Genomic DNA, 14714 nt, shown 5'->3' with positions numbered 1-14714 from the left:
GTTGTCGCGTGTGGCGCCCTCCGCTGCGCGCGGCGGTGTCCTCTGAGGCCCGCCACATCCAGCCCGTCCGGCGTTTGAGGACGCGCCCGCAGGGCGCCTCGCCGCCGCAGGCGGCACGACCGGCCGGTGGCCGACGAACCGCCGGAGTCCGTCGGCACCACCGCTGCGCGGCGGTGGTCCTCAATCGCCGGACGGGCTGGAATGGCTGAGGCCGGCCAAATCGCTGCCCGCGCTGGCGGCTGAGACCAGCCGAATCAAGCCCGTCCGGCGCTTGAGGACGCGCCGGCAAGGCGCTCGCCGCCGCAGGCGGCACAACCCGCCCGGCCAGGGCAAGCGCGTCCGAAGTGCGAGATAGCAGCGACCAAGATATGGCCGCCCGGTACCCTCGGTGGCGTGCCGAAGCCCCTCAGCCTTCCCTTCGATCCCATCGCCCGAGCCGACGAGCTCTGGAAGCAGCGCTGGGGATCCGTGCCCTCCATGGCCGCCATCACCTCGATCATGCGCGCCCAGCAGATCCTGCTCGGCCAGGTCGACGCGGTCGTCAAGCCGTACGGGCTGACCTTCGCGCGCTACGAGGCCCTGGTGCTGCTCACGTTCAGCAAGGCGGGCGAGCTGCCGATGTCGAAGATCGGCGAGCGGCTGATGGTCCACCCGACCTCGGTCACCAACACCGTCGACCGGCTGGTGACCGCCGGCTTCGTCGACAAGCGGCCCAACCCCAACGACGGGCGCGGCACGCTCGCCTCGATCACCGACAAGGGGCGCGAGGTCGTCGAGGCCGCCACGCGCGATCTGATGGCCATGGACTTCGGGCTCGGCGCGTACGACGCGGAGGAGTGCGCGGAGATCTTCACCATGCTGCGGCCCCTGCGGGTGGCGGCGAACGACTTCGAGGACGCCCCCGCCGCCGACTGAGCCCGTCCGGCGATCGAGGGCACCACCGCGCAGCGGCGGTGGTGCGCCCGCATCGCACGGCGCAGCCGGAGGGCGCAGCCGGAGGGGCGGCGAAGATCGCCCCGGAACGTGCCGTTACGCTCGTCTACTGCCGTGGTCTCCCGTCCGGGAGGCGGCCGCTCCGAGACGGTAATTGCGAGGAACCCCTCAGTGAAACGAAGCGTGCTGACCCGTTACCGCATCCTGGCGTACGTCACGGGTGTACTGCTGGTCCTGCTGACGATCGGCGTCGTCGCCAAGTACCTGCTCGAGATGGACGGCGCGGACGGCTTCGTCAGCCTCGTCGGCATCGCGCACGGCTGGCTCTACGTCCTCTACCTGATCTTCGCCTTCGACCTGGGCTCCAAGGCCAAGTGGCCGTTCGGCAAGCTCGTGTGGGTCCTGCTCGCGGGGACGATCCCCACTGCCGCGTTCTTCGTCGAGCGCAAGGTCGTCCGCGAGGTGGAGCCGCTGATCGCGGACGGCGCGGAGCCCGTCGGCGCCTGACGCCGCCCCCGGCCCGCGCGGCCGGACGCCACACCGCCCCGGACAAGCCTTGTGTCCGGGGCGTTTGTGCGCGACCATTTACTAGGACGTCCTAGTAAATCTGGCCCCGCGAGGCGGCGGGCAGCGCGAGAGGCGGCAGGCAGCGTTATGGACGCAGAGGCGATCGAGGCAGGGCGCAACCGATGGCAGGCCCGTTACGACGCGGCGCGCAAGCGGGACGCCGACTTCACCACGCTCTCCGGTGATGAGGTCGCCCCGGTCTACGGGCCCCGCCCCGGCGACTCCTACGAGGGGTTCGAGCGGATCGGCTGGCCCGGCGAGTACCCCTTTACCCGGGGGCTCCACGCGACCGGCTACCGCGGCCGGACGTGGACGATCCGCCAGTTCGCCGGTTTCGGCAACGCCGAGCAGACCAACGAGCGGTACAAGATGATCCTCGCCGCGGGCGGCGGCGGACTCTCGGTCGCGTTCGACATGCCGACCCTCATGGGCCGCGACTCCGACGACGCGCGCTCGCTCGGCGAGGTCGGCCACTGCGGTGTCGCCATCGACTCCGCCGCCGACATGGAGGTCCTCTTCAAGGACATCCCGCTCGGTGACGTGACGACCTCGATGACGATCAGCGGCCCCGCCGTGCCCGTCTTCTGCATGTACCTGGTCGCCGCCGAGCGGCAGGGCATCGACCCCGCCGTGCTCAACGGCACGCTCCAGACCGACATCTTCAAGGAGTACATCGCGCAGAAGGAGTGGCTCTTCCCGCCCGAGCCGCACCTGCGCCTGATCGGCGACCTGATGGAGCACTGCGCCCGCGCCATCCCCGCCTACAAGCCGCTCTCCGTCTCCGGCTACCACATCCGCGAGGCCGGGGCCACGGCCGCGCAGGAGCTGGCGTACACCCTCGCCGACGGCTTCGGCTACGTGGAGCTCGGGCTCTCCCGGGGTCTGGACGTGGACACGTTCGCGCCCGGCCTCTCCTTCTTCTTCGACGCGCACCTCGACTTCTTCGAGGAGATCGCCAAGTTCCGCGCGGCCCGCCGCATCTGGGCCCGCTGGATGCGGGACGTCTACGGCGCCAAGACCGACAAGGCCCAGTGGCTGCGCTTCCACACCCAGACGGCGGGCGTGTCACTGACCGCGCAGCAGCCGTACAACAACGTCGTCCGCACGGCCGTGGAGGCCCTGTCCGCCGTCCTCGGCGGCACGAACTCCCTCCACACCAACGCCCTCGACGAGACCCTCGCCCTCCCCAGCGAGCAGGCCGCCGAGATCGCCCTGCGCACCCAGCAGGTGCTGATGGAGGAGACCGGCGTCGCCAACGTCGCCGACCCGCTGGGCGGTTCCTGGTACGTCGAGCAGCTCACCGACCGGATCGAGGCCGACGCGGAGAAGATCTTCGAGCAGATCCGCGAGCGCGGCACCCGTGCCGTGCGGGACGGCGGCGAGCACCCCATCGGCCCGATCACGTCCGGCATCCTGCGCGGCATCGAGGACGGCTGGTTCACGGGCGAGATCGCCGAGTCCGCCTTCCAGTACCAGCGGTCCCTGGAGAAGGGCGACAAGCGCGTCGTCGGCGTCAACTGCCACCACGGGTCGGTGACCGGCGACCTGGAGATCCTCCGGGTCAGCCACGAGGTGGAGCGGGAGCAGGTCCGGGTCCTGGCCGGGCGCAAGGCCGGGCGCGACGACGCGAAGGTGCGGGCCTCGCTGAGCGCGATGCTGGATGCCGCGCGGGATGGCTCCAACATGATCGAGCCGATGCTGGAGGCGGTGCGGGCCGAGGCCACGCTGGGGGAGATCTGTGACGTGCTGCGGGACGAGTGGGGGACGTACGTCGAGCCGGCGGGATTCTGACGGCTGTTGTCCGGGGCTCCGCCCCGGACCCCGGTCCTCAGACGCCGGACGGGCTTGATTGCGCCAGTCCGCCCACCACCAGCGCCGCGAAACTCCGCGCCCACTCCTCGTCCACCGGCTCCGCGCTGACCAGCGTGCGGTGCACCACCGCGCCGGCGATCACGTCGAAGATCAGGTCCGCGTCGCGGCCGGCCGCGGCCGGGTCCGGCTCGGGGGGCAGTTCGCCGCGTGCCTGCGCACGCTCCCGCCCCAGCAGCACCAGCGTCTTCTGGCGGTCCACGATCGCGGAGCGGATCCGGGCGCGCAGGGCCTCGTCGCGGGTGGATTCGGCCACCACGGCCATCAGCGCCGTCTTCGTCTCCGGGCGCTCCAGCAGGGCGGCGAACCGCAGGACGACGCCCTCGATGTCGGCCTGGAGGCTGCCCAGGTCGGGAAGGTCCAAGTGGTCGTCGAAGAGGGCGGCCACGGCGTCCACGACGAGTTCGCTCTTGCCCGCCCAGCGCCGGTAGAGGGTGGTCTTCGCGACCCCGGCGCGGGCCGCCACATCGCCCAGCGTCAGCTTTCCCCAGCCGAGTTCGACCAGCGCCGCGCGCGTCGCGTCGAGGATCGCGCGGTCGGTCTCGGCGCTGCGCGGGCGGCCCGTGCGACGCCCGGAGGGGGAGGCGGGAGTCATGCCCGCGACCTTACCCGTGAGTACGGCCGACGGCCCGTGCTCCTCACCCGTCGCTTCGTGCGCCCCCTGTGTGCGCCTGTCCGTGAGGCAGATCACCGGAAATGCTTGCGGTGGGGCGTGGGGTTGCAGTTACGCTACGACTCGTAGCGAAAGAGCGACAACCACGGATGCCGGGTGGGGACCCGGTGTCGACTGCGAACCGCTATGAGACCACGTGACGACGCGCTTTTTCCGATCGCCGCGCGGAGGGGGGAGGATAGGCCCATGCAGCCACGGAACATGTCCATGAGTGGAGTGGTCGACCTCGCCGCGGTGAAGGCCGCCGGGGAAGCCAAGCAGAAGGCCGAGCAGGCGCGCGCCGAGGCGGCGCGCCAGGGTGTCACGCCGCCCGCCGGCGGTGCCGGCCTCGTCTTCGACGTCGACGAGGCGGGTTTTGAAGCGGAGGTACTGCAGCGCTCCGCCGAGGTGCCGGTCGTCATCGACTTCTGGGCCGAATGGTGCGAGCCGTGCAAGCAGCTCGGCCCGCTGCTGGAGCGGCTGGCGGCGGAGTACGCCGGCCGGTTCGTGCTCGCCAAGGTCGACGTCGAAGCCAACCAGATGCTCTTCCAGCAGTTCGGCGTGCAGTCCATCCCCGCGGTCTTCGCGGTGGTGGCCGGGCAGGCCCTGCCGCTGTTCCAGGGTGCCGCGCCGGAGGGGCAGATCCGGCAGGTGCTGGACCAGCTCATCCAGGTCTCGGAGCAGCGTTTCGGGATCGTGGGCGCACCGGTGCAGCCCGGTGCGGCCGACGAGCCGGCCGCTGCGGCCGTCCCGCAGTCGCCCGCGGGCCCGCACGACAGCGCGCTGGCCCTGGCCCACGAGGCGCTGGACGCCGGTGACCTCGGCGGCGCCCTCCAGGCCTACAAGAACGTGCTCTCCGACGACCCGGGCAATCTTGAGGCGAAGCTCGGGCTGGCCCAGGCCGAACTCCTCCAGCGGGTGGCGGACCTGGACCCGCAGAAGGTCCGCCGGGAGGCCGCCGAGCGCCCCGCCGATGTGCGGGCGCAGCTCGCCGCCGCCGACCTCGATCTGGTCGGCGGGCACGTCGAGGACGCCTTCGGCCGGCTGATCGACGCGGTGAAGCGGACGGCCGGCGAGGACCGGGACGCGGCGCGGGTGCGGCTGCTGGAGCTCTTCGAGGTGATCGGCCCGGACGATCCGCGGGTGACCGCGGCGCGTACGGCGCTCTCCCGCGCGCTGTTCTGACGGCAGGGCCGGTTTCGCCGGCCGCGCTGTCTCCGGAGGCCGCGCTGTCCTGAAAGGGCCTCCGCACCTCCCGTCACACCCACGAACGATCGCGGCACTTTGCCAAAACTTGGCAATCGGATCCGCTGTTACTGCCAGTAAGAAAACCCGGGCTCTTCGCCCGGGTTTTCGCTGTTTGCTCCCCGCATTCCCGGCCACGCTCCGGCGCTCTCCCGCACCCGGTCGATGCGAGGCGGTCGCCCTTCGGTTATCGGCCCGTTACTCGCTAGTAACGAACCTCTTGTGCCCCGGCCGGGAATGGACCACGATCGGCCAAGCTCGGTCCATTCCCCCGAACGCGGCTCCCAACGGGTCGGCGCCCGGGGGTGATGGGTCCCCACCGAGTGGCCGGCGGCACCATCAGCCGGCCTTGGGACAGGGGGGTCTCCGTCATCAACGACGGTGCCTGTCCCCGAGGTTGCGCGAAGGCGTGGCCAGTGGTTGTCGCTCGGGGGTGATCGCCGGAGAGTCGGGTGCGGAGCGGTTGGCGCCACCGAAGCGACGGTGCTCCTTCCCGAGGACGTAGCACTTCTCCCATCCCGGGCACGGGTCCCAGCCCTTGCCGGAGATGTACGTCCGAGAAGGAGGAAAGTCATGGAGTCGATGACGACTCGCGGTGGCACCAGATGGAGGCGGTTCGCCGTCGTCATGGTGCCCAGCGTCGCGGCGACCGCCGCGATCGGAGTGGCCCTCGCGCAGGGCGCCCTCGCGGCGTCGTTCAGCGTGTCGGGCCAGCAATTCGAAGTGGCGGCCGAGAGCCTGCACGGCTGGGGTTTCGTCCAGTACGGGGCGAACGACGTCACCAAGCAGGGCAACAAGCCGGTCGCGGTGGTCGGTATCGAGAAGGCGGAGATCACCAAGCTCTGCCAGGCGGTCACCATCCCCACCCCGTTCGGCAGGGTGTCGATGAAGCTGCAGGCCGGGACCGGGAAGGACAAGGTCAAGGCGGAGAAGCTCTACATCGACGCGGACGACCTCCAGGCCAACGCCAAGTTCACCAACGTGGACATCGGCGTCTCGGTCACCGACACCACCAAGGGTCCCGGACCGGCCAAGCCCGGCGGGGAACACGGCGAGCGCGGCGGTTACGTACCGGGCTCGTTCGCCCAGCAGGCCGACGAGGTGGAGTTCTCCGACGTCCACCAGCGTGCCTGGGCGACCTCGGCCGGTTCGTTCACGCTCCCCGGCCTGAAGATGGGCGTCAATATGGGCGAAGCCGACTGCAAGAGCAACTGACGCACTGAACGGGCGGGTGCGGGAGGCGAGTTCGCACTCCCGTACCCGTACCGCGCCGCACCCCGGACCGTCGGAGTGGTGGCGCCGGGTTCAGGTTCCACCGATTCGCCGGTTCCGAGGAGCTGTACGCCATGAGCGCCGACACGCGCCCCCAGCCGATCGACAATTTCCGCCGCTTCCGTCACTCGTTCCGGCACTGGCGCGGACAGCGCCCCTTCTGGGCCGGGCTGTTGACCTTGCTGGCCGGGATTCCGATCATGTACATCCCGTACCAGACCATGACGCTGGGCGACTTGAGCATCCGCATGGCCACCACGGCGGGCGCCGGCTCGCTGATCATCGGTGTGCTGCTGGTCGTGCTGGGCCTGACCATGTGGTTCCAGCAGCAGTCACGCATCTTCGCGGGCGTCGCGGCGATCCTGCTCGCGCTCGTCTCCCTGGTGGTGTCCAACATCGGTGCGTTCCTCATCGGTTTCCTGCTGGCCCTGATCGGCGGCGCGCTCAGCGTGTCCTGGATGCCCGGCAAGCCGATCGCCGCCCCGGCCGAGCCCGCCGACGAGCCGGTACGGCTGACGAAGGACACCTCCCCCCGGGACGAGGTGTCAGGACCGACGCCGGACGGCGCATTCGACGGAGGGCACCGTGGCGACTGAAGACGCGCACGACGAAGCGGCGGCCGCCCGGCCGTCCGGCCGGCCCAGAACCGGGCCCAAGCACGCCGCGCCGCGGAAGCCGTTGCTGACCCGGCTGCACATGCCCGCGGGCAAGGCCGTGGCGCTGGCCGCGATGCCCACGGCGGTGCTGATGGGAATGGGCCTCACGCCCCAACTGGCCCAGGCCAAGCCCGCGCCGAAGAACCCCTTCCTGGACGGGCCGTGTGTCACGGCGCCGGACCGGACACCGGACGAGTCGCCCAGCGGGTCGCCCGGCGCGACGGCCGACGCGAGCCCCCGCCCCAAGAGCCCCGGGACGGACGAACCCACGAAGGACGCCGAGGAACCGGACGGGGCGACGAAGCCCGGCAAGCCCGCCCCCTCCGCGTCCCCCGGTGCGCCCGGTGTGCCCCGCAAGCCGACCGCCGAGCCCAAGACGCCCCCCACGGCGACGCCGACCCCCACTCCCACGCCGTCGGCCGCCAAGCCGGTGAACCCGCTCGATCCGCTGGGGCTCGGCGAGAAGCTGGGTGACATCCTCACGGGCAGGAAGGCGGACAAGGAGGACGGCCCCGCCCCGGTGCGGCCGCCGAGCGCCTCGCCCAGCCCGTCCGCCTCCCGGACGGCCGGTCCGTCGAAGCCCGCGCCCTCCACCGGGGCGCCGGGCGGCCGGGCCCGGCCGTCGCAGAAGGCCACGGCCGAGCCGGACCCCACGCCGTCGGGCTCCGCCTCCCCGTCCGGCTCCGCCTCCGCCTCACCGTCGCCGTCGTCGAGCGCGAGCGGCGACGGTGACGGGGAGACGCCCTGCCCCAGCCGTGCCGTGACGGACGAGAACGAGCGGCACGCCTTCCCGACTCAGCCCTGGTACCTGGAGACGAGCAAACTCTCCCTGCACGGCCTGAAATACGAGGGCATCAAAGAGATCACGATGGTGAACGGGCAGCGGAAGAAGGCCCTGAAGTTCACCGCGACCGGGCTGGACATCAAGGATCTGCACCAGATCGTCAACAGCGGCGGCAAGCAGTACCACGTCACGGGCATGGGGCGGACGTCCACGATCCGCGACGGCAAGGTGACCATGTACACCGAGGAACTCAAGGGCACCCTCAACCTACTGGGCATCCCCACGCTCAAGGTCACCTTCAGCCCGGAGACCCCGCCCCCGCTGTCCCTCCCCGAACTCGTCTTCACCGACGTCAAGATCCGGCAGGCGGGCCAGTTCGGCGGCACGCTCGCCGTACCGAATCTGCATCAGTATCTGACCGATGGGACGTATCCGTAGCGGCCGACCCGCCGTTTCGCCCGCAAACGCCGGACGGGCTTGATGTGGCTGAGCCCAGCCACATCAAGCCCGTCCGGCGTTTGCGGACACCGCGAATACGGTCAGCGGTTCTCGCCCAGGTGGTGCACCCGCACCATGTTCGTGGTGCCGGGGACGCCGGGGGGCGAACCGGCAGTGATGATCATGGTGTCGCCCTCGCCGTAGCGGTTGAGCTTGAGCAGCTCGGCGTCCACCAGGTCGACCATCGCGTCGGTGTTCTCCACGTGCGGCACGACATAGGTCTCGACGCCCCAGCTCAGCGTGAGCTGGTTGCGGGTCGAGACGTCCGTGGTGAAGGCCAGGATGGGCTGGGCCGTGCGGTAACGGGACAGCCGGCGGGCCGTGTCACCGGACTGGGTGAAGGCGACCAGCGACTTCGCGCCCAGGAAGTCCGCGATCTCGCAGGCCGCGCGGGCGACCGAACCGCCCTGCGTGCGCGGCTTCTTGCCCGGCACCAGCGGCTGGAGGCCCTTGGAGAGCAGCTCCTCCTCGGCCGCCTCGACGATGCGGGACATCGTCTTGACGGTCTCGATCGGGTACGCGCCGACACTGGACTCGGCGGACAGCATGACCGCGTCCGCGCCGTCGAGGATCGCGTTGGCGACGTCGGAGGCCTCGGCGCGGGTCGGCCGCGAGTTGGTGATCATCGACTCCATCATCTGGGTCGCCACGATCACCGGCTTGGCGTTGCGGCGGCACAGCTCGATGAGGCGCTTCTGCACCATCGGGACCTTCTCCAGCGGGTATTCCACCGCCAGGTCGCCACGGGCCACCATCACACCGTCGAACGCCATGACGACGTCCTGCATGTTGGCCACGGCCTGCGGCTTCTCGACCTTGGCGATGACCGGCACCCGGCGGCCGACCTCGTCCATGACGCGGTGCACGTCGAGGACGTCCTTGGCGTCGCGGACGAAGGACAGCGCGACCATGTCGCAGCCCATGGCCAGGGCGAACTTCAGGTCCTCGATGTCCTTCTCGGACAGTGCCGGGACGTTGACGGCCGCGCCGGGCAGGTTGATGCCCTTGTGGTCGGAGATCACACCGCCCTCGATCACGATGGTCTTGACCCGGGGGCCCTGGACCTCGGTGACGCGCAGCTCGACGTTGCCGTCGTTGATCAGGATCTGGTCGCCCTTGGAGACGTCGCCCGGCAGGCCCTTGTAGGTCGTGCCGCAGATCGTCTTGTCACCGGGGACGTCCTCGACGGTGATGGTGAACTCATCACCGCGCACCAGCTCCACGGGGCCGTCCGCGAAGGTCTCCAGGCGGATCTTCGGGCCCTGGAGGTCGGCGAGGACGCCGACCGCGCGGCCGGTCGCCTCCGTGGCCTTGCGGAGGCGGTCGTACCGCTCCTCGTGCTCCTGGTGGGTCCCGTGGCTCATGTTGAAGCGGGCCACGTTCATACCGGCCTCGATCAGCGTCTTCAGCTGGTCGAAGGAGTCGACGGCGGGGCCCAGGGTGCAGACGATTTTGGAACGGCGCATGGGGCAGATCCTATCGGTTTGTTTCGGAGCGGAATATTCGAGCGGGGGAATGACCGGGAGCCGGCCGTCGATCAAGCGCTGACCAGGGCGTACGTCTGAGTGGCGATCTCCAGCTCCTCGTCGGTGGGGACGACGGCCACCGCGACCCGGGCGTATTCGGGGGAGATCAGCCGCGCCGCGTCGCCCCGGACGGCGTTGAGATCGGCGTCCACGGCCAGGCCCAGCTCCTCCAGACCGGCCACGGCGGCCTCCCGCACGGGGGCCGCGTTCTCGCCGACGCCCGCCGTGAAGGCCACGGCGTCGACCTTGCCGAGGACCGCGTAGTAGGCGCCGATGTACTTCTTCAGCCGGTGCACGTAGATGTCGAAGGCGAGCGCCGCCCGCTCGTCGCCCGCGTCGACGCGCCGGCGGATCTCGCGCATGTCGTTGTCGCCGCACAGTCCGATCAGACCGCTCTTCTTGTTGAGGAGCGAGTCGATCTCGTCGATGGACATGTTCGCGTTGCGCGCCAGGTGGAAGATCACCGCCGGGTCGATGTCCCCGGACCGGGTGCCCATGACCAGGCCCTCCAGCGGGGTCAGCCCCATGGAGGTGTCGACGCAGCGACCGCCCTTGACGGCGGAGGCGGAGGCGCCGTTGCCCAGGTGCAGCACGATGACGTTGACCTCGGAGGGGTCCTTGCCGAGCAGCTTGGCGGTCTCGCGCGAGACGTACGCGTGCGAGGTGCCGTGGAAGCCGTAGCGGCGGACGCGGTGCGCGTCGGCGGTCTCCACGTCGATCGCGTAGCGCGCGGCGGCCTCGGGCATCGTGGTGTGGAAGGCGGTGTCGAAGACCGCGACCTGCGGAAGGTCGGGGCGCAGCGCCTGGGCCGTGCGGATGCCGGTGATGTTGGCCGGGTTGTGCAGCGGCGCGACCGGGATCAGCCGCTCGATCTCCGCCATCACCTCGTCGGTGATCACGGTCGGCTCGGTGAACTTCTTGCCGCCGTGCACCACACGGTGGCCGATCGCGGCCAGCTCCGGGGAGTCCAGGCCCAGCCCGTCCGCCGCCAGCTCCCCGGCGACGGCCTTCAGCGCGGCCTCGTGGTCGGCGATCGGCTGCTCGCGCTCGCGCTTCGCGCCGCCCGTCGCGAGCGGGGTGTGCGCCAGCCGGGAGGTCTCCTCGCCGATGCGCTCGACCAGCCCGACGGCCAGCCGGGCCCCGTCGGCCATGTCGAGCAGCTGGTACTTCACCGACGAGGAGCCGGAGTTGAGGACGAGGACGCGGGTCGCGTTGGCAGTCATGAGGGGCTTTCCGGGTTGGGTGCGGTGCTTGGCGTCGTGGGGGGGGCGGCCGTACGGGGACCGGGCGGTCCCCGTACGGCCGTACGGGCGTCAGGGGCGCTGCTCGCCCTGGGCCTGGATGGCGGTGATGGCGACCGTGTTGACGATGTCCTGCACGAGCGCGCCGCGCGAGAGGTCGTTCACGGGCTTGCGCAGGCCCTGCAGGACCGGGCCGACCGCGACGGCGCCGGCCGAGCGCTGGACGGCCTTGTAGGTGTTGTTGCCGGTGTTCAGGTCCGGGAAGACCAGCACGGTGGCCTTGCCCGCGACCTCCGAGCCCGGGAGCTTCGTCGCCGCGACGGCCGCGTCCACGGCGGCGTCGTACTGGATCGGGCCCTCGACCAGCAGGTCCGGGCGGCGCTCACGGACGATCTCGGTGGCCTTGCGGACCTTGTCGACGTCCGCGCCGGACCCGGAGGTGCCGGTGGAGTACGACAGCATCGCGATCCGGGGCTCCACACCGAACTGGGCGGCCGTCGCGGCGGACTGGATGGCGATGTCCGCGAGCTGCTCGGCGTTCGGGTCCGGGTTGACCGCGCAGTCGCCGTAGACGAGGACCCGGTCGGCCAGGCACATGAAGAAGACCGAGGAGACGATCTGCGCGCCCGGCGCGGTCTTGATGATCTCGAAGGCGGGCCGGATGGTGGCGGCCGTGGAGTGCACCGCGCCCGAGACCATGCCGTCGGCCAGCCCCTCCTGGACCATCAGGGTGCCGAAGTAGGAGACGTCGGCGACGATGTCGTGCGCCAGCTCGACGGTCATGCCCTTGTGGGCGCGGACCGTCGCGTACAGCTCGGCGAAGCGCTCGCGCAGCGGGGACGTCTGCGGGTCGATCAGCTGCGCCTCGGCCAGGTCGATGCCCAGCTCGGCGGCGCGCTTGCGGATCGTCTCCTCCTCACCCAGGAGGGTGAGATCGCAGACGTCGCGGCGCAGCAGCACGTCGGCGGCGCGCAGCACGCGCTCCTCGGTGCCCTCGGGCAGCACCACCCGGCGGCGGCCGGACCGGGAGCGTTCGATCAGCTCGTGCTCGAACATCATCGGCGTGACCCGGCTGGAGCGGGCCACCGAGATGCGGTTGGTCAGCTCGGCGGTGTCCACGTGGCGCTCGAACAGGCCGAGGGCGGTCTCCGACTTGCGCGGCGACGCGGCGTTCAGCTTGCCCTCGACCGCGAACAGCTCGGCCGCGGTGGGGAAGGAGCCGCCCGGCACGGAGACCACCGGCGTGCCCGGGGCCAGCCGGCCGGCCAGGGCCAGGATGTCCGGGCCCGGCCGCTCGTCGAGGGTGAGCAGCAGCCCGGCGATCGGCGGGGCGCCCGCGCTGTGCGCGGCCAGCGCGCCGATGATCAGGTCGGTGCGGTCGCCGGGGGTCACCACCAGGCAGCCGTCGGTCAGGGCGGGCAGGAACGCGGGGAGCATCGCGCCGCCGAAGACGAAGTCGCGCACATCGCGGTTGAGCCCCGCGTCGTCACCGAGCAGCACCTCGGCGCCCAGCTTGCGGACGATCTGCGCCACGGTCGGCGCGGACAGCGAAGCGTCCTCGGGGAGCGCGTAGCAGGCCACCGGCAGGTGCGCGGCGAGCCCCTCGGCGACGGCCGCGCGATCGGCGGGTGCCACGCGGTTGACGACGAGCGCGACGACGTCGCAGCCCAGTGCCTCATAGGCGCGGTAGGCGTTGGCCGCCTCGGCCCGTACCGCCTCGGCCGCCTGGTCCTGACCGCCCACGACGGTGATCACGGAGGCGCCGAACTCGTTCGCCAGCCGGGCGTTGAGGGCCAGCTCGTCGGGGACGTTGGTGGCGGCGAAGTCGGTGCCGAGCACCAGCACGTACTCGTACTGCCGGGCGACCGCGAGGAAGCGCTCGACGAGGGCGGAGACCAGCTCGTCGATGCCGCGCTCCGCCTGCAGGGCGGAGGCCTCGCCGTAGGTCAGGCCGTAGACGGACTCGGGCGACTGCCCGAGGCGGTAGCGCGACCGCAGGAGGTCGAACATGCGGTCCGGGCCGTGGTCGTGAACGAGCGGGCGGAAGACGCCCACCCGGTCCACGTGGCGGGTCAGGAGCTCCATGACTCCCAGCTCGATGACCTGGCGCCCGTCGCCCCGGTCGGTCCCGGTCACGTACACGCTGCGCGTCACGCGTGCTCTCCTTGCTCCGTCGCTTGTTCTCATCGCCGAGTGCTGCTGCTGAAAAAATAGCCGTTAGGGTGGCCTTGCCCTCTTGACAATACCTGCGGCCGTGGATAAGGCGCTCGACGGTGGACGTCGAGGGAACGCCGGAGGGGCGTCCTTGGGGGTGCGGCAGTACCGCCCGGCCCGTGAAACAATCGGTTCCGGCTCACATGTACCAGTAGCGAGCAGGAGAAACAGCACGATGCGCATCGGAGTCCTCACCGCAGGCGGCGACTGCCCCGGCCTGAACGCTGTCATCCGCTCGGTGGTGCACCGGGCACTCGTCGGCCACAACGACGAGGTCATCGGCTTCGAGGACGGCTTCAAGGGCCTCCTCGACGGCCGCTTCCGCAAGCTCGACCTCGACGCCGTCAGCGGCATCCTGGCCCGCGGCGGCACCATCCTCGGCTCCGCGCGCCTCGAGCGCGCCCGGCTGCGCGAGGCGTGCGAGAGCGCCCAGGACTTCTCCCGTGAATACGGCATCGACGTCCTCATTCCCATCGGCGGCGAGGGCACACTGACCGCCGCCCGAATGCTGTCGGACGCGGGCATGCCCGTCGTCGGTGTCCCGAAGACCATCGACAACGACATCTCCGCCACCGACCGCACCTTCGGCTTCGACACCGCCGTCGGCGTGGCCACCGAGGCCATCGACCGCCTCAAGACCACCGCCGAGTCGCACCAGCGCGTCATGGTCGTCGAGGTCATGGGCCGGCACGCGGGCTGGATCGCCCTGGAGTCCGGCATGGCCGGCGGCGCCCACGGCATCTGCCTCCCCGAGCGCCCCTTCGACGTCGCCGACCTGGTCTCGATGGTCGAGGAGCGCTTCTCCCGCGGCAAGAAGTTCGCCGTCATCTGCGTCGCCGAGGGCGCCCACCCCGCCGAGGGGTCGATGGACTACGCCAAGGGCGCCATAGACCAGTTCGGCCACGAGCGCTTCGCCGGTATCGGCACCAAGCTCGCCGTCGAGCTCGAGAAGCGCCTGGGCAAGGAGGCCCGCCCGGTCATCCTCGGCCACGTCCAGCGCGGCGGCACCCCCACCGCCTACGACCGCGTCCTCGCCACCCGCTTCGGCTGGCACGCGGTCGAGGCCGCCCACCGCGGCGACTTCGGCCGGATGACCGCGCTGCGCGGCACGGACATCACGATGGTGCCGCTCGCGGAGGCCGTCACGGAGCTGAAGCGGGTGCCGGAGGACCGGATGGACGAGGCGGAGTCGGTCTTCTAGGGACGCATCACCGCTGCGCGGCGATGTCCTCAAAAGCCGGACGGGCTGGAGAAATC

General features: G+C 71.0%; 12 protein-coding genes. 8 read left to right on the top strand and 4 right to left on the bottom strand.

Annotated features, from left to right (window positions below):
• Positions 1–393 precede the first annotated feature (393 nt).
• The 3 genes from ACZ6MA_RS16910 (at position 394) to ACZ6MA_RS16900 (ending at position 3291) form a co-directional block, all read left to right on the top strand.
• Positions 394–915, top strand: a complete 522-nt coding sequence (locus ACZ6MA_RS16910; RefSeq protein WP_469434474.1) for a MarR family winged helix-turn-helix transcriptional regulator — start codon at positions 394–396, stop codon at positions 913–915.
• 189 nt (positions 916–1104) lie between these two features.
• On the top strand, positions 1105–1440 hold the full coding sequence (locus tag ACZ6MA_RS16905; protein WP_469434472.1) for a DUF3817 domain-containing protein: 336 nt from the start codon (positions 1105–1107) through the stop codon (positions 1438–1440).
• A gap of 147 nt (positions 1441–1587) precedes the next feature.
• Positions 1588–3291 carry an acyl-CoA mutase large subunit family protein gene (locus ACZ6MA_RS16900; RefSeq protein ID WP_469434471.1) on the top strand — a complete coding sequence of 568 codons (1704 nt, stop codon included), beginning with the start codon at positions 1588–1590 and terminating at the stop codon, positions 3289–3291.
• Positions 3292–3328: 37 nt separating this feature from the next.
• Here the strand turns inward: ACZ6MA_RS16900 and ACZ6MA_RS16895 are convergent, their stop codons facing one another.
• Entirely contained in the window at positions 3329–3964 is a 636-nt protein-coding gene (locus ACZ6MA_RS16895) for a TetR/AcrR family transcriptional regulator (protein WP_469434469.1), read from the bottom strand.
• Positions 3965–4228: 264 nt separating this feature from the next.
• Between ACZ6MA_RS16895 and ACZ6MA_RS16890 the strand changes: the two genes are divergently transcribed.
• From ACZ6MA_RS16890 to ACZ6MA_RS16875, 4 genes are all read left to right on the top strand, one after another.
• Positions 4229–5206: a tetratricopeptide repeat protein gene (locus ACZ6MA_RS16890; RefSeq protein WP_469434468.1), complete on the top strand. Its 978-nt coding sequence runs from the start codon at positions 4229–4231 to the stop codon at positions 5204–5206.
• A 633-nt stretch (positions 5207–5839) separates the two neighbouring features.
• A complete protein-coding gene (locus ACZ6MA_RS16885) occupies positions 5840–6481 on the top strand; it encodes a DUF6230 family protein (protein WP_469434467.1) in 642 nt (213 codons plus the stop codon).
• Positions 6482–6612: 131 nt separating this feature from the next.
• Positions 6613–7134, top strand: coding sequence for a DUF6114 domain-containing protein (locus ACZ6MA_RS16880; RefSeq protein ID WP_469434465.1), 522 nt, complete (start codon positions 6613–6615; stop codon positions 7132–7134).
• Entirely contained in the window at positions 7124–8416 is a 1293-nt protein-coding gene (locus ACZ6MA_RS16875) for a hypothetical protein (protein ID WP_469434464.1), read from the top strand. Before ACZ6MA_RS16880 ends, ACZ6MA_RS16875 begins: the two co-directional genes overlap by 11 nt.
• A 101-nt stretch (positions 8417–8517) precedes the next feature.
• Here ACZ6MA_RS16875 and pyk read toward each other — a convergent pair whose 3' ends face one another.
• The 3 genes from pyk to pta form a co-directional block, all read right to left on the bottom strand.
• Complete coding sequence (gene pyk, locus ACZ6MA_RS16870) at positions 8518–9942, bottom strand: pyruvate kinase (RefSeq protein ID WP_469434463.1); 1425 nt, start codon at positions 9940–9942, stop codon at positions 8518–8520.
• 71 nt (positions 9943–10013) lie between these two features.
• Positions 10014–11225 carry an acetate kinase gene (locus ACZ6MA_RS16865; RefSeq protein WP_469434461.1) on the bottom strand — a complete coding sequence of 404 codons (1212 nt, stop codon included), beginning with the start codon at positions 11223–11225 and terminating at the stop codon, positions 10014–10016.
• A 90-nt stretch (positions 11226–11315) separates the two neighbouring features.
• Entirely contained in the window at positions 11316–13397 is a 2082-nt protein-coding gene (gene pta, locus ACZ6MA_RS16860; RefSeq protein WP_469434459.1) for a phosphate acetyltransferase, read from the bottom strand.
• Between the two features lie 235 nt (positions 13398–13632).
• Between pta and ACZ6MA_RS16855 the strand changes: the two genes are divergently transcribed.
• On the top strand, positions 13633–14658 hold the full coding sequence (locus ACZ6MA_RS16855; RefSeq protein WP_469434458.1) for an ATP-dependent 6-phosphofructokinase: 1026 nt from the start codon (positions 13633–13635) through the stop codon (positions 14656–14658).
• The last annotated feature ends 56 nt before the right edge of the window (positions 14659–14714 follow it).

This window comes from Streptomyces sp. NPDC042259 (assembly GCF_055582085.1).
This window is presented reverse-complemented; position numbering and strand designations above follow the sequence as displayed.

What these genes read in the sequence shown, in the direction of transcription:
- ACZ6MA_RS16900 (WP_469434471.1), top strand. Translation starts at nt 1,588, where the DNA reads ATGGACGCAGAGGCGATCGAGGCAGGGCGCAACCGATGGCAGGCCCGT.
- ACZ6MA_RS16895 (WP_469434469.1), bottom strand. Translation starts at nt 3,964, where the DNA reads ATGACTCCCGCCTCCCCCTCCGGGCGTCGCACGGGCCGCCCGCGCAGC.
- ACZ6MA_RS16890 (WP_469434468.1), top strand. Translation starts at nt 4,229, where the DNA reads ATGCAGCCACGGAACATGTCCATGAGTGGAGTGGTCGACCTCGCCGCG.
- ACZ6MA_RS16885 (WP_469434467.1), top strand. Translation starts at nt 5,840, where the DNA reads ATGGAGTCGATGACGACTCGCGGTGGCACCAGATGGAGGCGGTTCGCC.
- ACZ6MA_RS16880 (WP_469434465.1), top strand. Translation starts at nt 6,613, where the DNA reads ATGAGCGCCGACACGCGCCCCCAGCCGATCGACAATTTCCGCCGCTTC.
- pyk (WP_469434463.1), bottom strand. Translation starts at nt 9,942, where the DNA reads ATGCGCCGTTCCAAAATCGTCTGCACCCTGGGCCCCGCCGTCGACTCC.
- ACZ6MA_RS16865 (WP_469434461.1), bottom strand. Translation starts at nt 11,225, where the DNA reads ATGACTGCCAACGCGACCCGCGTCCTCGTCCTCAACTCCGGCTCCTCG.
- ACZ6MA_RS16855 (WP_469434458.1), top strand. Translation starts at nt 13,633, where the DNA reads ATGCGCATCGGAGTCCTCACCGCAGGCGGCGACTGCCCCGGCCTGAAC.